Annotated in this window: 22 protein-coding genes; 14 read left to right on the forward strand and 8 right to left on the reverse strand. The window is 68.0% G+C overall.

The annotated features are described in order from the left end of the window. Positions 1-130 precede the first annotated feature (130 nt). Positions 131-562: a VOC family protein gene (locus ACQEVG_RS15595; RefSeq protein WP_432983122.1), complete on the reverse strand. Its 432-nt coding sequence runs from the start codon at positions 560-562 to the stop codon at positions 131-133. Between the two features lie 161 nt (positions 563-723). Between ACQEVG_RS15595 and ACQEVG_RS15600 the strand changes: the two genes are divergently transcribed. Next, positions 724-1,281 carry a hemerythrin domain-containing protein gene (locus ACQEVG_RS15600; protein WP_432983125.1) on the forward strand — a complete coding sequence of 186 codons (558 nt, stop codon included), beginning with the start codon at positions 724-726 and terminating at the stop codon, positions 1,279-1,281. A gap of 79 nt (positions 1,282-1,360) precedes the next feature. Here the strand turns inward: ACQEVG_RS15600 and ACQEVG_RS15605 are convergent, their stop codons facing one another. Both ACQEVG_RS15605 and ACQEVG_RS15610 read right to left on the reverse strand, forming a co-directional pair. Continuing rightward, the gene (locus ACQEVG_RS15605) at positions 1,361-2,386 is read right to left on the reverse strand and encodes a PHP domain-containing protein (protein ID WP_432983128.1); all 1,026 of its coding nucleotides are present in this window, start codon (positions 2,384-2,386) and stop codon (positions 1,361-1,363) included. A gap of 56 nt (positions 2,387-2,442) precedes the next feature. Further along, the gene (locus tag ACQEVG_RS15610) at positions 2,443-2,646 is read right to left on the reverse strand and encodes a hypothetical protein (protein WP_432983131.1); all 204 of its coding nucleotides are present in this window, start codon (positions 2,644-2,646) and stop codon (positions 2,443-2,445) included. A gap of 147 nt (positions 2,647-2,793) precedes the next feature. On the opposite strand from ACQEVG_RS15610, the gene ACQEVG_RS15615 reads away from it, so the two are divergent. Genes ACQEVG_RS15615 through ACQEVG_RS15660 form a run of 10 tightly spaced genes read left to right on the forward strand, consistent with a single transcriptional unit; the run spans position 2,794 to position 7,798 of the window. After that, on the forward strand, positions 2,794-3,111 hold the full coding sequence (locus ACQEVG_RS15615; RefSeq protein ID WP_432983134.1) for a gas vesicle protein: 318 nt from the start codon (positions 2,794-2,796) through the stop codon (positions 3,109-3,111). 40 nt (positions 3,112-3,151) lie between these two features. Then, positions 3,152-3,598, forward strand: coding sequence for a gas vesicle structural protein GvpA (locus tag ACQEVG_RS15620; RefSeq protein WP_432983137.1), 447 nt, complete (start codon positions 3,152-3,154; stop codon positions 3,596-3,598). Beyond that, positions 3,595-4,311, forward strand: a complete 717-nt coding sequence (locus ACQEVG_RS15625; RefSeq protein WP_432983140.1) for a GvpL/GvpF family gas vesicle protein — start codon at positions 3,595-3,597, stop codon at positions 4,309-4,311. Before ACQEVG_RS15620 ends, ACQEVG_RS15625 begins: the two co-directional genes overlap by 4 nt. Before the next feature lie 5 nt (positions 4,312-4,316). Next, a complete protein-coding gene (locus ACQEVG_RS15630) occupies positions 4,317-4,562 on the forward strand; it encodes a gas vesicle protein GvpG (protein ID WP_432983143.1) in 246 nt (81 codons plus the stop codon). Further along, positions 4,559-5,140, forward strand: a complete 582-nt coding sequence (locus ACQEVG_RS15635; RefSeq protein WP_432983146.1) for a DNA primase — start codon at positions 4,559-4,561, stop codon at positions 5,138-5,140. Before ACQEVG_RS15630 ends, ACQEVG_RS15635 begins: the two co-directional genes overlap by 4 nt. After that, positions 5,133-6,170 carry an SRPBCC family protein gene (locus tag ACQEVG_RS15640; RefSeq protein WP_432983149.1) on the forward strand — a complete coding sequence of 346 codons (1,038 nt, stop codon included), beginning with the start codon at positions 5,133-5,135 and terminating at the stop codon, positions 6,168-6,170. Before ACQEVG_RS15635 ends, ACQEVG_RS15640 begins: the two co-directional genes overlap by 8 nt. Then, entirely contained in the window at positions 6,167-6,556 is a 390-nt protein-coding gene (locus tag ACQEVG_RS15645; RefSeq protein WP_432983152.1) for a gas vesicle protein, read from the forward strand. The genes ACQEVG_RS15640 and ACQEVG_RS15645 overlap by 4 nt, the downstream gene beginning before the upstream one ends. Next, entirely contained in the window at positions 6,553-7,329 is a 777-nt protein-coding gene (locus tag ACQEVG_RS15650; protein ID WP_432983155.1) for a GvpL/GvpF family gas vesicle protein, read from the forward strand. The genes ACQEVG_RS15645 and ACQEVG_RS15650 overlap by 4 nt, the downstream gene beginning before the upstream one ends. Then, positions 7,326-7,523, forward strand: coding sequence for a gas vesicle protein (locus ACQEVG_RS15655; RefSeq protein WP_432983158.1), 198 nt, complete (start codon positions 7,326-7,328; stop codon positions 7,521-7,523). Before ACQEVG_RS15650 ends, ACQEVG_RS15655 begins: the two co-directional genes overlap by 4 nt. After that, positions 7,520-7,798 (forward strand): gas vesicle protein K, encoded by a 279-nt coding sequence (locus tag ACQEVG_RS15660; protein ID WP_432983161.1) that lies wholly within the window; start codon positions 7,520-7,522, stop codon positions 7,796-7,798. Before ACQEVG_RS15655 ends, ACQEVG_RS15660 begins: the two co-directional genes overlap by 4 nt. A 33-nt stretch (positions 7,799-7,831) precedes the next feature. Here ACQEVG_RS15660 and ACQEVG_RS15665 read toward each other — a convergent pair whose 3' ends face one another. Continuing rightward, complete coding sequence (locus ACQEVG_RS15665) at positions 7,832-8,869, reverse strand: NAD-dependent epimerase/dehydratase family protein (RefSeq protein ID WP_432983164.1); 1,038 nt, start codon at positions 8,867-8,869, stop codon at positions 7,832-7,834. Between the two features lie 209 nt (positions 8,870-9,078). Here ACQEVG_RS15665 and ACQEVG_RS15670 point away from each other — a divergent pair, with 209 nt between their 5' ends. Both ACQEVG_RS15670 and ACQEVG_RS15675 read left to right on the forward strand, forming a co-directional pair. Continuing rightward, positions 9,079-9,327, forward strand: a complete 249-nt coding sequence (locus ACQEVG_RS15670) for a DUF5133 domain-containing protein (RefSeq protein WP_432983167.1) — start codon at positions 9,079-9,081, stop codon at positions 9,325-9,327. A 67-nt stretch (positions 9,328-9,394) separates the two neighbouring features. Then, on the forward strand, positions 9,395-10,630 hold the full coding sequence (locus tag ACQEVG_RS15675) for an FUSC family protein (protein ID WP_432983170.1): 1,236 nt from the start codon (positions 9,395-9,397) through the stop codon (positions 10,628-10,630). A gap of 25 nt (positions 10,631-10,655) precedes the next feature. On the opposite strand, the gene ACQEVG_RS15680 is transcribed toward ACQEVG_RS15675, so the two are convergent. After that, positions 10,656-11,447 carry a SigB/SigF/SigG family RNA polymerase sigma factor gene (locus ACQEVG_RS15680; protein WP_432983173.1) on the reverse strand — a complete coding sequence of 264 codons (792 nt, stop codon included), beginning with the start codon at positions 11,445-11,447 and terminating at the stop codon, positions 10,656-10,658. A gap of 279 nt (positions 11,448-11,726) precedes the next feature. Between ACQEVG_RS15680 and ACQEVG_RS15685 the strand changes: the two genes are divergently transcribed. Continuing rightward, positions 11,727-12,104, forward strand: a complete 378-nt coding sequence (locus tag ACQEVG_RS15685) for a DUF2795 domain-containing protein (RefSeq protein ID WP_432983176.1) — start codon at positions 11,727-11,729, stop codon at positions 12,102-12,104. A gap of 35 nt (positions 12,105-12,139) precedes the next feature. On the opposite strand, the gene ACQEVG_RS15690 is transcribed toward ACQEVG_RS15685, so the two are convergent. The 3 genes from ACQEVG_RS15690 to ACQEVG_RS15700 are packed head-to-tail and all read right to left on the reverse strand — an operon-like array spanning position 12,140 to position 13,829. After that, complete coding sequence (locus ACQEVG_RS15690; RefSeq protein WP_432983179.1) at positions 12,140-12,901, reverse strand: metallophosphoesterase family protein; 762 nt, start codon at positions 12,899-12,901, stop codon at positions 12,140-12,142. Continuing rightward, positions 12,898-13,152: a BON domain-containing protein gene (locus ACQEVG_RS15695; protein ID WP_432983182.1), complete on the reverse strand. Its 255-nt coding sequence runs from the start codon at positions 13,150-13,152 to the stop codon at positions 12,898-12,900. The genes ACQEVG_RS15690 and ACQEVG_RS15695 overlap by 4 nt, the downstream gene beginning before the upstream one ends. Further along, entirely contained in the window at positions 13,119-13,829 is a 711-nt protein-coding gene (locus tag ACQEVG_RS15700; RefSeq protein ID WP_432983185.1) for a nucleotidyltransferase family protein, read from the reverse strand. The genes ACQEVG_RS15695 and ACQEVG_RS15700 overlap by 34 nt, the downstream gene beginning before the upstream one ends. Positions 13,830-13,872 lie beyond the last annotated feature (43 nt).

Raw genomic sequence — 13,872 nt, forward strand, 5'->3', positions numbered from 1 at the left:
GGGTGATGTCGCCAGTGTGAAGGCGCGCGGTATTCGTCGAGAACAGCCCCGGCGGGGTGGTGGTGCCGGCTCAGCTCTCGGCCGGCCGCTCCGTGGCGAACACCTACGGACCTGCGTGCAGACCCGCCGGTCAGCGCCCTTGAGCGTGCGCGGGACGCGGCGTCGTGCCCGTGTTCGGGCGCTGCGGGGATACCGACAGCGAGAATGAGTGTCCGGCGGGGTCGGCATAGACGCGGACGTCGCGCGGACCGCCGTTGTCCTTCGTGTCGACCGGCCGGGCGCCGAGGCTGATCGCCTCGCGTTCGGCCTCGTCCATGTCTCCGCGCTCCACCAGGATGCGCAGATGGGCCTGTTGGGAGTCCTCGGGCCGGGGCCAGCTCGGTGGTGCGTAGCCGTGGTCCCGGCGAATGGCCAGATGCACGCCGCTGTGACCGATGACTTCCACGAAGTCGGGGTCGTTACCGATCCGTATGTCCGCGTCGAACAGGCCCGCGTAGAACTCCGCCAGCTCGGCGGGTTCCGCGCAGTCAAGGACAAGGACGCTTGTCTTCTGAACCGTCATACAGTGCGCCTACCCCCGCCTCTGACGCGCACACGGCCTCCATCTCCGCGTCGTTGAAGGCTCGTTCGCGAACCCCTCGGGTGTTTCGGGGCCGCTCCCTGGGCACCCGGTCGGCGAGGGCCGGGAAGGCCGGCCGCACGGGAAGAGAGGCTACGAGAATCATGGGCCATGGCGGAGACGTCATCCAGGAACTGACCACCGACCACCGAGAGGTCGACGACCTGTTCGCCAGGATCGAGAAGGTTCCGCCCGGCAGCCCTGAGCGGAAGCATCTGGTGGACCTGTTGACGATTGAACTCGTCCGTCATTCCGTGGCGGAGGAGCTGCATTTGTACCCGGCAGTGCGCGAACACCTCTCCGGGGGCGACGCGCTCGCCGAGAAGGAGCTCTCCGAGCATGAACGGGTGGAGCGGCTGCTGAAGGAGCTGGACGAGCGCGAGGCCGACGCATCCGACTTCGACCGGCTGATCGTGGAGCTGAGGACAGAAGTCACGGCGCACGTCCAGGACGAGGAAGAAGTCCTCTTCGCCGCGCTGCGGCGAGCCTGCTCCGCACAGACGCTGGACGAGCTGGGCGAGAGGGTCCGGACGGCGAAGAAGACGGCCCCGACCCGGCCTCATCCCGGCGCGCCGGACACACCGCCCGCCAACAAGCTGCTGGCTCCGGGCACGGGGCTGGTGGATCGCGCACGCGACTTCGTCACGGGGCGTGGCAAGTAGTCGCAGCAGGTAGGCGAGGCACAAAGTCGACGCGAGGAGCGGACGCCAGGAGTCGAAGCACGCCGCGAACGGCTTCCGGTCAGGAGGACGGGCGCACGCGAGATTCCGTCCAGTCGAGGAGCTCCTCCGCGCTCCGGGTGTTGATCACTCGTTCCGCGGGCACCTCGCACTCCTCGGCCCGGGCGCAGCCGATGATCTGCCAGTCGAGCTGCCCCGGGGCGTGTGCGTCGGTGTCGATGGCGAAGCGGGTTCCGGCGGCCACCGCCTGGCGCAGCAGGCGCTTGGGAGGATCCCGTCGCTCGGGTCTGCTGTTGATCTCCACGGCGGTGCCGTGGGCGGCGCACGCCCCGAAGACCTCCTCCGCGTCGAACTGCGACTCGGGCCGTTTCTTGCCCAGGGTCAGTCGGCCCGTGCAGTGGCCCAGCACATCGGCCAAGGGGTTCTGAACCGCCCTGACCATGCGACGGGTCATCGCCACCGACGCCATACGCAGCTCCGAGTGGACGGAGACGACCACGAGATCCAGCTGGTCAAGCAGCTCCGGCTCCTGGTCGAGCGAGCCGTCCGAGAGGATGTCGCACTCGATGCCGGTCAGCAGCCTGAAGGGCGCCCACTGCTTGTTCAGCTCGGCCACCACCTCCAACTGCTCGCGCAGCCGCTCGGCGGACAGCCCGCTCGCGACGGTCAGCCGGGGGGAGTGATCGGTGAGCACGGCCCACTCGTGGCCCAGGGCGATCGCCGCCCAGCCCATCGCCTCAATGGGGCTGCCGCCGTCCGACCAGTCCGAATGCAGATGGCAGTCGCCGCGCAGCAGGGAACGCAGCCGTGTCCCGCCCTCGGCAAGCGGCTCGGACGCCTCCTCCTCCAGCCGCTGAAGGTAGCGCGGTACGCCTCCGGCCAGCGCCTCCCGTACGACACCCGCGGTCTTCGGGCCGATGCCCTTGACCGCCTGCAGTGTCCCTTCCTGCGAGCGCCGGGCGATCTCGTCGTCGGACATCTGCGCAAGGACGGCGGAGGCGGTGCGAAAGGCCTTGACCCGGTAGGTCTCCGCGAGGGCGCGCTCCAGCAGAAAGGCGATCCTGTCGAGCGCCTCCACCGGGTGCATCTCGTCTCCTTCGCACGGTGACGGTGACGGCTACCGTGGATCTGGGGGCCGATGCGCTACACGCGCCCCGGGTGGTGGCCGACTGTTTCCTCCACTGTGGCCCCCTGCGGAAGCGACGGCATGCCGAACGGTTGCCTGAGGCGATCGATAGTGTCGTCGACGCTCCCCTCCTGCTGCGGGAGCAGCAGCTCTTCGTAGCGGCCGAGCGCGAGGACGATGCCCAGCATCGCGATCGGAATGAGCACGGCGATGACAGCCATGGCCCTGTCCTTTCCTGGGAACCCTTCCCGGGTCCCCCCTCACGTCTCGGTAAACCTCATGACATGTCCGCGGCGCCGAGCGGTGGGCAATCCGGCAGATGGACGTTTCAAGTGGCCCAGTCGTGCAACCCGCAGAAATGAGGAGCCATGGCGAATTCATCAGAGAACACGAACACGAACAGGAACCGGAGTGCGGCGGCGAAGCCGAAGCCGGGGCCGATGGCGGTGTTGCGCCAAGCGCGTGAGCAGCTGGCCGAGCTCACCGGCATGGAGGTCGAATCGGTCTCTTCGTTCGTCGAGACGGAGGACGGCTGGTCGCTGGAGGTCGAGGTGCTTGAACTGCCTCGCATCCCCCCGACGACAAGCCTCCTTGCGACGTACGAGGTGACCCTCGACGGCCAGGGCGAGCTGACCGGCTACCGGCGCGTTCGCCGATACGAGCGCGGCAGGGCCGACCCCAGGTAAGCGGCCCCGCGCAACGAACCGAATAGGAGGGCTGGCGCCAATGACCGTTGTGCCGGCACAGCAGCAAACTGGACGTGGAGGCGGCGGCGGCAGTAGCAGCCTCTACGACGTACTGGAACTCGTGCTCGACCGGGGACTCGTCATTGACGCGTTCATACGGGTCTCCCTTGTAGGCATCGAGATCCTGAAGATCGATGTGAGGGTCGTGGTCGCCAGCGTCGACACCTATCTGCGCTTCGCGGAAGCCTGCAATCGACTCGACCTGGAAGCCGGGCCGCGCAAGGACCCGGGGCTGCCCGACCTCGTCGGGGAGATTACGGAGTCCGGAGCGCGCGGCAAGTCCAAGGGCGCCCTGGAGGGTGCTGCGGAGAAAATCTCGGACTCCTTCAAGCGTGGCCATGACGAGGAGCAGGAGAAGGAGAAGGAACCCAGGCCGCGGGCCCGGCGCTCGACGTCGCACAGCAGGAAAGAGGCGACGGACGAATGAGCACATACGTCTACGGCATCGCGAGGAGCTCGCACCCGAGCCTTCCGGAGGAGGCGAAGGGCGTGGGTGACCCTCCGCGGCCCGTACGCATCCTGAGGCAGGGCCAACTCGCGGCTTTCGTCAGCGATGCGCCCGAAGACCTCAGGCCCAAGCGGCGTGATCTGTTGGCGCACCAGCACGTGCTGCGCGAGGCGGGCGAGAAGGGCACCGTCCTGCCTCTGCGCTTCGGGGGCATCTCGCCCGACGACGAGACGCTGGCATCCGTGCTCGCGGAACGTGAGGATCACTATCTGGAGCGGTTGCTCGCACTCGACGGCAAGGCCGAGTACAACGTCAAAGCCAGCCACGACGAGGAGGCCGTGCTTCACCGCGTTCTTGCGGACGACCCCCAACTGCGGGCGATGGCCGAGGCAGGCCGGACCGCCGGCGGTGGTTCGCAGGAGCAGAAGATCCAGCTCGGCGAGCGCATCGCGACCGCCGTGCAACTGCGCGAGGCCGCGGACGCCGATCTGGTCCGAGCCCGGCTCGAGGAAGTGGTGGAGGAGGTCAACGCCGGGCCGCAGAGCACCGGATGGCTGACAAATCTCTCCTTCCTCGTGGTCAGGGAACGCGGCGCCGACTTCCTGAACGCGGTCGACGAACTGCGCAAGCAGCAGCCGCACTTGGTACTGACCGTGACCGGGCCACTTCCTCCGTACAGCTTCGTGGAGTGAGAGAGATGGGACTCATCGGAGAGCTGTTGCTCCTGCCCGCCGCACCCGTACGCGGCACCATGTGGGTGCTGCAAAAGGTGGTGGACGAGGCGGAACGGCAGTACTACGACCCCTCAGCCATTCAGAGCGAACTGGCCCGTCTTGCAGAGCGGCTTGATGCGGGCGAGATCGACGAAGCCGAATTCGACCGCCGCGAGGACGAACTCCTGGAGCGGCTGCAGATCATGCAGGAGAGAAGGCGGCAACCATGAACAACAAGACGGCATTGGGACTCGCCATGGGCGCCGGGTATCTGCTCGGGCGCACCAAGAAGGGGAAGCTGGCCGTCGCCGTCGCCACGCTTGTGGCCGGCAAACAGCTGCCGTTGAACCCGAAGGCGCTCGCTGGTCTCGTCGGTCAACAGCTGCAGGACAATCCGCAGTTCAAGGAGATAGGCGACCAGCTGCGCGAGGATCTGCGCGGCGTGGGCAAGGCGGCCACCGGGGCGCTGGTCAACCGGCAGCTCGAAGGGATCGCCGACCGCTTGCACGAGCGGACACTGGGCGTCCAGGACCGTCTTGAGGGGGTCGTCCCCGAAGCGGAGGACGAGGACGAGACGGTGAACGAGGACCAGGACGAGGAAGAGGCCGAGGAAGAAGAGGACGAGACCGAGGGCGAAGGGACCAAGAAGAGCGAGAAGGCGGAGCGGCAGGAGCGGCCCAAGCGGCAGAAGAAGACGACGTCGGGACGCAAGGCCCCCGCGAAGAAGACAACCGGGACAGCTCGGCGCACCACCAAGAAGACCGTCGCCAAGAAGGCTGCCTCGAAGGGAGGCCGCAGCGATGGCTGAGAAAGCGAGCCTGTTCAGCGCGGACAACCCCGCTGCCCAGAGACTGAAGGAAGAGCTGCAGGACTATCTGCTCGCGCAGGCACAGCAGGCGATGATGGCGGCGGGCCGCACGCTCGGCCGCACCACGGGCAAGCTCACCGACATCGCGGAGGGCAACAGCCCCGGCCTCGGCAAACTGGCTCTGGAAGCCGGCCGCAAGATGGCCCAGGGCAAGGGTCCGCTCCGCAGCGCGATCGAACTGGGTACGTCGCAACTCAAGGACACTGTCTCTCAGAGCCTCCCGGGCCTCGGCGGAAAGGGCAAGAAGAGCAAGGGGGCAGGGAAGCCGATCGTCATCTTGGAGACCATCGATGTCGGCGTCCCGGTGCGCGACGCCTACGACCAGTGGACTCAATTCCAGGACTTCTCCACCTTCACCAAGGGTGTCAAGGACGTGAACCTCGCCGACGACACCACATCTGACTGGCAGTTGAAGATCCTCTGGTCGAGCCGCAGCTGGAAGGCCCACATCAAGGAGCAGATACCGGACGCCCGTATCCAGTGGACGACGGAGGGTGCCAAGGGAACGGCGAACGGTGTCGTCACCTTCCATCCACTCGGTGACAACCTGACCCGCATCCTCCTTGTCATGGAGTACTACCCGAAGGGGTTCTTCGAGAAGACGGGCAACATCTGGCGTGCCCAGGGCCGGCGCGCCCGGCTCGATCTCAAGCACTTCGCCCGCCACATCGCGATGCGCGGTGAGGCAGAGGAAGGATGGCGCGGCGAGATCCAGGACGGCGAAGTGGTGCGCAGCGACGAAGACGCCAAGGAGGAGGAGCAGGAGAAGGGCGAGCAGGACGAGCAGGACGAGCAGGACGAGTACGAGGACAACGACGCGGAGGAGGAACCGGAAGAGGAAGCGGAAGAGGATTACGAATACGAGGACGAGGACGAGGACCGGGGCGCGGATGAGGACGAGGCCGCCGAAGAGGACCTGGAAGAAGACGAGTCCGAGTACGCCGGGTCCGGAAACCGAGGCCGCCGATGACGACCGCCAGCAGGCTCCCAGATCCTTACGGCAGTTCCGGCAGTGGTGCGAATCTCGCAGACATCCTTGAGCGAGTTCTCGACAAGGGAATCGTCATCGCGGGCGACATCCGCATCAATCTCCTGGACATCGAGCTCCTGACGATCAAACTCCGCCTGATCGTCGCATCCATCGACAAGGCCAAGGAAATGGGGATCGACTGGTGGGAGGACGACCCGGCGCTCTCCTCGGGTGCGCGCCGCCGCGAGCTGGCCGAGGAGAACGAGCGACTGCAGAACCGCATCGCGGAACTGGAATCGGCTTCTCGAACCGCGGATCGACCCGCTGTTCGAACCAGGGATCGACCTAAGCGTCGAACCAGGGAGGAACGCAAGGAGTCCGAATGAACGAGCTGCGCTATGTGTACGCCGTGACCCGCCCCTTCGACGGGCCGCTGGCCGAAGATCTCCGCGGGGTCGCGGCCACACAACCGTACGCACTGCACCACGGCGACCTGGTCGCCGTCGTGTCCGCAGTGTCCGCCGACGAGTTCGACGAGAGCCCGCTGCGCGCCAATCTCGAGGACCTCGACTGGCTGACCGAGACCGCCCGCGCTCACGAGGCCGTGGTCGCGGCGCTCTCCTCGCTGACCTGTCCGCTGCCGCTGCGTCTCGCCACGGTCTGCCGGGACGAGGACGGCGTGCGACGCATGCTCGACTCTGGCCACGACCGGTTCCTCGACACCCTCAAGAGGCTCGACGGACGGGTCGAATGGGGCGTCAAGGTGTACGCGGAAACGCCGGAGGCGCAAGAACCGGCCCCCGCCCCCGCCCGCGAACCCGCGTCCGCAACGACCGGCCGCGACTACCTGCGCAGGCGCCTTCAGGAACGCCGCGCCGCCGAGGGAACCTGGGAGCGTGCCGACGCGGTGTCGCGGCGACTGCACGAGGAGCTCTCCCGTCATGCGGAGGCAGACAGGCTGCACCGCCCGCAGCAGGCCCAGCTCTCCAAAGCCGCCGGCCACAATGTTCTCAACGCCGCCTATCTCGTACCGCGCGAGGAGAGCGCGGCCTTTGTCGCGAGCCTGGACGAGCTGCGCCCGCACGAGCCGGGCATACGGGTCGAACTGACCGGACCGTGGGCCCCGTACTCCTTCACGGGTGAGGTGGGTGAGCGATGACCACCCCCTCGCCCCTGGCCCAGCGCCAAGTCGCGCTGGTCGACCTGCTCGACCGACTGCTCGCGGGCGGTGTCGTGATCGCGGGTGACGTCACCCTGCGCATCGCCGATGTCGATCTCGTACGCATCGACCTCAACGCACTGATCAGCTCGGTGAACGCGCAGATCGCATCGCCTTGGGAGGAGCCCGAATGAGCGCCAAGCGCACGGTCGACCTGGATCCCGACACCGTGGAACGCGATCTGGCGAAACTGGTCCTGACGGTGGTGGAGCTGCTGCGCCAGCTCATGGAGCGGCAGGCACTTCGCCGCGTGGACGGGGGAGACCTGACCGAGGCGCAGGAGGAGCGGATCGGTCTCACCCTGATGCTGCTGGAGGACCGGATGGACCTCCTGCGGGAGAAGTTCGGACTCGAGCCCGAAGACCTCAACATCGACCTCGGACCACTGGGACCGTTGCTCCCCAGGTGATGGAACTCCCCAGGTGCTGGAGGATGGTGGAGCTCAGCCCGCCTTGCGGCCCACCAGCGGCGGGGTGGGCTCGCCGCTGCCCCTGCGTACCCCGCGCAGGAACTCCTCGATCGCCTCGGTGGACGACCATGTGGGCTGCCAGCCCAGCTCGCTGCGCGCGCGAGCCGTGTTGAGGAGGGGCAGTCGCAGCACCGCGTCGAACAGGTGCGGTGACGCCGGTGCCAGATGCAGGCTCCAGGCCGTCGACAGCGCCGTGCGCACCACCTGCCGGGGAATACGTACGACCCTGGCCTGCAGGAGCTCGCCCAGCACCTCAGCGTCGACGGTTGGCTCGGCGGCCAGGTTGAACGCCCCGCGCACCCCTCCCAGCACCGCCAGCCGGTAGGCCTGCGCCGCGTCGTCGGTGTGCAGCACCTGGAAACGCAGGCCTTCGAGGTCCGGTACGACGGGCAGCAGAGCGGACCTGATCAGCGGGCCGGGCATCAGGCGGCCGGCGAAGATGCGGCGCTGTTCGCTGGCCGCACCTTCCTTGAACAGGAAACCGGGGCGCATGCGTAGCACACGGATCTCCGGATGCCGCAACTCGTAGGCGTCGAGCACCCGCTCGAGATAGGCCTTCTCGCGGCAGTATGCGGCGTCCGGCCAGCCGTGGGTGGGCCAGGACTCGTCCACACCGGGCTCCGTCTTCGGCCCCGGTGCATAGGCACCCACCGAGGACGCGTGCACCACGGCAGGCACACCGGCGGCGGCGACCGCGTCGAACACCCTCAGTGAGCCGAGAACGTTCGTCTCCCACGTGATGACCGGATCGTGGGTGGGCTGGAACCGCCAGGCGAGGTGGACGACCGCGTCGGCACCCGCGAACAGCTCGTGAAGCCGGTCGGTTGCGGAGTCCGCGGCGAGATCTACGGCTGCCCATCTCGTCTTGCGCGCCGTCATGGCGGGAATTCTGCGTGCGAGCCCTACCACCGAGTCGATCCGCGGATCGTCTCCGAGGGCTTTCACCACGCTCGTGCCGACGTTGCCGGTGGCTCCCGTGACGACCACCCGCAGTCCTGTCTCCGGGCTCATGAGGTACTCCCTGGCGGTGCCGCCCCCCGGCTTGAGCTTCGAGTCCCCAGCCTGAGCAGGGTGAAACCGGAGCGCGCGTACGGCTCTGACCTGTGATGATCGCTGCAGGTAGTCACGCGAATGGCGGTTGCGGCTGCTCCGGGTGACACTGGCCCGGACCGACCGCTCGGTGCTTGACGCGCTGGTGCTTTCACTCAAGGAGGGCACTGATGTTGATGCCGGACCTCGCTGTCGTCGCCACGCTGATGGCCCGCTACCGGGCACATGAGCACCATTTTCTGGCCACCCCCCACGACCGTGACGCGCGCATGCGTTTCGAGGACACCGCCTACACCCTGTGTGTGCTGATGGGTGAGCGCACGGCGCGCGAAGCCGTGCTCGCGGCGGAACGCTACGTCGCCCGAGGCCGGCCGAAGCGCGGGCCCGCCGAGGACCGCGCCACTCGCCGCACACGTTGACCGCGGCAGCGGGCGTCGGAGCGCTGAGCACGCGTCTGGCCCGCTCGAACGCGGGAAGGATCAAGGGGTGCGTGATCTCCGTAATCCAGTAAGAGCACCGGTTGCCGAGCTCGTCAGGTGGGGCAGGGAGCCCGCCGTCGCCCAGACCTTGCGGTCGACGGCGGCGGCGACTCTCGCCTACGTGGCCGCGCTGGGGCTGAGCAGCGAACCCGCTCCGCTCACCGCTCCCCTCACCGCGCTCCTCGTCGTCCAGGTGACCCTCTACTCCACGCTCACCACCAGCATCCGCCGAGTGAACTCCGTGGTCGCCGGCGTTGTGATCGCCATCGGCTTCAGCGAGCTCGTCGGCCTGACCTGGTGGAGCCTGGGCCTGATCATCCTGGCGTCCCTGGTGGTGGGGCGCCTGGTCCGCGTCGGTGAATTCGTCCCCGAAGTGGCGATCAGCGCGATGCTCGTGCTCGGCGTGACCCGGGTCGCGGACACCGCATGGGACCGGGTGCTGGAGACGCTGATCGGCGCGGTGGTGGGTCTCCTGTTCAACGTTCTGCTCGTGCCTCCCGTCTGGGTGGGACCGGCCGGTGAGTCCATCGAGGATCTGTCCCGGCGGATGCGCCGGCTGCTTCTGCACATCGGGGAGGAACTGACCAGCCCCACACCCGTCGAGCGCGCCGCCGCCCGCCTCCACGAGGCCCGTCGTCTCGACCACGACATCGCCGACGTCGATGCGGCCCTGCGCCAAGCAGAGGACAGCCTCCGGCTCAATCCGCGGGTCAAGGAGGCAATGCTGCATCGAGTGGTGCTGCGCACCGGGCTCGACACCCTCGAGATCTGTGCCGTGGTCCTGCGCGTACTGGCCCGCACGATGACCGACCTCGCCAAGGAGCGACGCGAGGAACCCCTGTTCCCGCTGGAAGAGGGGGTTGCCATCCAGGAGTTGCTGAGCCATGTCGCCGATGCCCTCGTCAGCTTTGCCGTACTGGTGACCACACAGGTGACCGAGAGCGCCGACGCGGCGGAGGACCGGCTGGCCGGGGAGCTCGCCGCTGCCGCTGCCGCCCGGGAGAAGGTGGCGCATCTACTGCTCGAAGCAGTTCAGCGGTACCCGCGCGACTGGCAGCTCCACGGTGCGCTGCTGGCGGAGATCGACCGGATTCTGGCCGAGCTGGACATGGACCATCGCTCCCGGCGTCTGATGGAGGAGCTGGACCGACACACACGTGAACAGCGCGAACGGCATCCGCAGCTCTCCGCCGTGCGCCGATGGGCGCACTCCAAGCGGTCCTCGCGCGCCGCGGTTCGCTGACGGGCGGGCCCTCGCAACGGACCCCCTAGGCGGCGTCCAGCGTGGCCTGCTCGCGCAGTTGCCGGCAGGAGCGGCTGATCAGCCGGGACACATGCATCTGGGAGATGCCCAGATCCTCCGCAATGCTGCTCTGTGTCATGTCGCGGAAGAAGCGCATGTAGAGGATGCGCTGCTCGCGTTCCGGCAGTCGGCGCATCTGCGGTCTGACCGCTTCCCGGTCCACGAGAACGTCGATGTCCGGGTCGGGCTTGCCCAGGGTGTCGCTCAGCGCGTATCCGTCCTCGGAACCAGGGAGTTCGGCGTCGAGGGAGAGCGCGGTGAAGCTCTCGAGCGCGTCGAGACCCATGAGTACCTCGTCCTCGGTCATTCCGGTGTGCTCCGCGATTTCGGCGGTGGTAGCGGGCCGACCGGGGATGACCTGGCTGAGCTCCTGGCGGGCGGAACGGACGCGGTTGCGCAGATCCTGCACCCTGCGCGGCACATGGAGTGCCCACATGTGATCGCGGAAATGGCGCTTGAGCTCGCCCACGACCGTCGGCACGGCGTAGCTCTCGAAGGCGTGGCCGCGGGACGGATCGTAGTGATCGACGGCCTTGACCAGTCCGAGCGCGGCGACCTGGCGCAGGTCCTCCAAGGATTCGCCCCGGTTGCGGAAGCGGCCGGCCAACCGCTCCGCCATGGGCAGCCAGGCGTACACGATTTCCTGACGCAGCCGCTGTCGCTCCGGACCATCGGGCAGTGCGGCCATCCTCCGGAAGGCGTCCGCGGTGTCCGGCGCGTCGTCGTGCGCGTGCTTCGCATGTGCTTTGGTTCGCATGGTGCTTACAGCTCCCTGAGAGAACATCTCTCATTCGGGGAAGGATTTCCCGCTCACCGGGAGGAGGCACTGCCGGGCAGGACGGCGCACGCCCGGAGCCCCTGCTCCCACGGGTCGTGCCTCCTGTCCGAAGCACATGACGCACGTGCCCGGTTGAACCGCAAGGAAACGTGACGCACCGGAACCTCTTGCCCGGAAGTGTGTATTCGGCCCGTTCCGGTCTGTGTCAGGGCGGGCGGACCGGGTACGTGCACAGTCCCCACGAGCGAGGAGGAGGACATGCAGCGAGGCAGCGACCGCCTGAGCGTCCACAAGGACGAAGAGATGAAGCATGAATTGCAGGGGCTGCTCCGGTCAGGACACCCCACCCGGGTAGCGGAATGGCACGACCCGGAGCCGGGTGCCGATGACGATCCGGAGATCGCGTGGGGCCCGGTGCCTGCGGTGGGCTCGCTGGGCGCCGACGAGCAGTTGGAGGTCGAGCTGGCCCGTCATCTGGGCCGCGCGGCCTTCCCGGCGACACGGCGGGACCTGGTGCACATTCTGGGTGAGCGGCATGCTCCGGACCGGCTGATCGGCCTCGTGAACGGACTGCCCGCGCACGAGTCCTATCGCAGCGCGCGGGACGTCGTGAAGGCGGTGTCACGCGGCTCCTGACGCCCTCAGGGCGGCTCCCGGAGGGGGGCCGCCCGCTACGGCCCCGGGCGCGGGATCTGGCCGGCGAGAGCGTCGGCTTCCGCCAGGTGATAGATGGCGAAGGCCCGGTTGATGACGGGCTGTGCGACGTTGCGCACCCTCACACCGCCCGGCGTCATCCCGTGCTCGGTGCCCATATGGGCATGGCCGTGCACCGCCAGGTCCGCCCCGCCCTCGTCGACCGCCTCGGCCAGCAGATAGCTGCCCAGAAACGGATAGATCTCGAGCGGCTCCCCGGCGAGGGTGTCGGGCACCGGCGAGAAATGTGTCAGGGCGATCCGTACGGTGCAGTCGCTTTCCGTCAGCTCCGCGAGGGCACGGCGCAGGCTTGCCGCGCTGCGGCGCGTGTACTGCACGAAGGCCTTCATCTCAGGCTCGCCGAACTCACCGGCACTGCGCCCCGCGAACCCGCCGCCGAAGCCCTTCGTCCCCGCGATTCCCACCTTCGTCCCGGCAATGGCGAGACGGGTGCCTTCCCCTTCGAGGACGGTGACGCCGGCATCGGTGAGCGCGGCCGTCACCTGAGCCTCCTGGCCGCTGTGATAGTCGTGATTGCCCAGCACGGCGACCGCCGGAACAGGCAGCCCAGCCAGCTCCCGAGCGACGACCTCGCCCTCCTCGGCGGTGCCGTGGCGGGTGAGATCCCCGGCCAGCAGCAGTACGTCCGCGCAGTCCGCCAGTGTGTCGAAGGCGGGGCGCAGCAGGCCTTGGCTGTCCGGCCCCAGATGTATGTCGCCGACGGCCGCGACCCGGATCACCTGAGCTCCTCGGTACGGTCCGGAGCGTCCGGACAGACGACCATCAGGTCGGCGCGCAGCGGCAGTCCCGCCAGCTCGGTCTCCGCCATGCGCAGAATCTCGGCGCGGCAGGCCGCCGTGGCGACGGTGCCGGACAGATGCACGGCGCCGCCGTGCATCTCGATCCGTACGCCCATCTCGGCCAGTTCCTCGCCGGCCAGACGTTCCCGCAGATGGGCTATGCGGTACTCATCGGCTTCCGTGTCCCACATGGCTCTGCCTTCCGTGGTTCGACCACATCGAGTCGCTCGAGCAGATAGAGAAACGCGTCCGGCATCGGAGACTGCTGGTGCTCGCTGCGCAGCCTGTCCCAGTCGATCCGTTCCCTGAGCGCACGGGCGACGGGGAGCAGGGCGCCGAAGTCACAGTGGTGCTCCGACAGGGCCCCGAGCAGGCTGTCCATGAGGTCGGACGGGGCCAGTACGGGCATGTGCACCGAGTCCAGCGGCAGTGTCTGCGCCCGTTCCAACAGCTCCTTGGTCACCGGCCTGTGCGCCAGCTCGAAGATGAGGTCGATCTCTTCGCCACCCGCTCGGGCCTTCACCAGCCAGTCCTCCGGCGAATAGCGGATCTCGACACCCTCCTGGGCCAGCGCCTGGACGACCGGTTCCGCGTCCTCGCGCCTGAGGCAGAAATCCGTGTCGTGCTGGAGTCTTGTCGGCACGCCATGGGCGTACGCCGCGACACTGCCGGCCAGCGCGAACGGATATCCCGAGGCTTTGAGCAGAGATGCCACCTGCTTGGTCGCTTCCAGAATCGCCTCTGTGTGATCCGTGGGCAGATCCTCGCGATCGGGGAGCCGGGCCCCCTGGTCGTCGTTCACCCGGGCCCGGGTGGCGTCCGGACGCGGGGCACCGGACGGGGCGGCCTCATTCCCGTTGCTCATCATGCGTGCTCCGTCCCTGCTTGAGGATCCAAGAGGTTGAAGACAG

Source organism: Streptomyces sp. CA-135486, assembly GCF_050936555.1.
GTDB lineage: Bacteria > Actinomycetota > Actinomycetes > Streptomycetales > Streptomycetaceae > Streptomyces.

Excerpts from the sequence above, each read along its gene's own strand:
- ACQEVG_RS15610 (WP_432983131.1), bottom strand. The coding sequence starts at position 2,646 with ATGGCTGTCATCGCCGTGCTCATTCCGATCGCGATGCTGGGCATCGTC.
- ACQEVG_RS15635 (WP_432983146.1), top strand. The coding sequence starts at position 4,559 with ATGAACAACAAGACGGCATTGGGACTCGCCATGGGCGCCGGGTATCTG.
- ACQEVG_RS15645 (WP_432983152.1), top strand. The coding sequence starts at position 6,167 with ATGACGACCGCCAGCAGGCTCCCAGATCCTTACGGCAGTTCCGGCAGT.
- ACQEVG_RS15650 (WP_432983155.1), top strand. The coding sequence starts at position 6,553 with ATGAACGAGCTGCGCTATGTGTACGCCGTGACCCGCCCCTTCGACGGG.
- ACQEVG_RS15680 (WP_432983173.1), bottom strand. The coding sequence starts at position 11,447 with ATGCGAACCAAAGCACATGCGAAGCACGCGCACGACGACGCGCCGGAC.
- ACQEVG_RS15630 (WP_432983143.1), top strand. The coding sequence starts at position 4,317 with ATGGGACTCATCGGAGAGCTGTTGCTCCTGCCCGCCGCACCCGTACGC.
- ACQEVG_RS15660 (WP_432983161.1), top strand. The coding sequence starts at position 7,520 with ATGAGCGCCAAGCGCACGGTCGACCTGGATCCCGACACCGTGGAACGC.
- ACQEVG_RS15665 (WP_432983164.1), bottom strand. The coding sequence starts at position 8,869 with ATGAGCCCGGAGACAGGACTGCGGGTGGTCGTCACGGGAGCCACCGGC.
- ACQEVG_RS15700 (WP_432983185.1), bottom strand. The coding sequence starts at position 13,829 with ATGATGAGCAACGGGAATGAGGCCGCCCCGTCCGGTGCCCCGCGTCCG.
- ACQEVG_RS15605 (WP_432983128.1), bottom strand. The coding sequence starts at position 2,386 with ATGCACCCGGTGGAGGCGCTCGACAGGATCGCCTTTCTGCTGGAGCGC.
- ACQEVG_RS15595 (WP_432983122.1), bottom strand. The coding sequence starts at position 562 with ATGACGGTTCAGAAGACAAGCGTCCTTGTCCTTGACTGCGCGGAACCC.
- ACQEVG_RS15695 (WP_432983182.1), bottom strand. The coding sequence starts at position 13,152 with ATGTGGGACACGGAAGCCGATGAGTACCGCATAGCCCATCTGCGGGAA.
- ACQEVG_RS15685 (WP_432983176.1), top strand. The coding sequence starts at position 11,727 with ATGCAGCGAGGCAGCGACCGCCTGAGCGTCCACAAGGACGAAGAGATG.
- ACQEVG_RS15655 (WP_432983158.1), top strand. The coding sequence starts at position 7,326 with ATGACCACCCCCTCGCCCCTGGCCCAGCGCCAAGTCGCGCTGGTCGAC.
- ACQEVG_RS15640 (WP_432983149.1), top strand. The coding sequence starts at position 5,133 with ATGGCTGAGAAAGCGAGCCTGTTCAGCGCGGACAACCCCGCTGCCCAG.
- ACQEVG_RS15615 (WP_432983134.1), top strand. The coding sequence starts at position 2,794 with ATGGCGAATTCATCAGAGAACACGAACACGAACAGGAACCGGAGTGCG.
- ACQEVG_RS15625 (WP_432983140.1), top strand. The coding sequence starts at position 3,595 with ATGAGCACATACGTCTACGGCATCGCGAGGAGCTCGCACCCGAGCCTT.
- ACQEVG_RS15600 (WP_432983125.1), top strand. The coding sequence starts at position 724 with ATGGGCCATGGCGGAGACGTCATCCAGGAACTGACCACCGACCACCGA.
- ACQEVG_RS15670 (WP_432983167.1), top strand. The coding sequence starts at position 9,079 with ATGTTGATGCCGGACCTCGCTGTCGTCGCCACGCTGATGGCCCGCTAC.
- ACQEVG_RS15620 (WP_432983137.1), top strand. The coding sequence starts at position 3,152 with ATGACCGTTGTGCCGGCACAGCAGCAAACTGGACGTGGAGGCGGCGGC.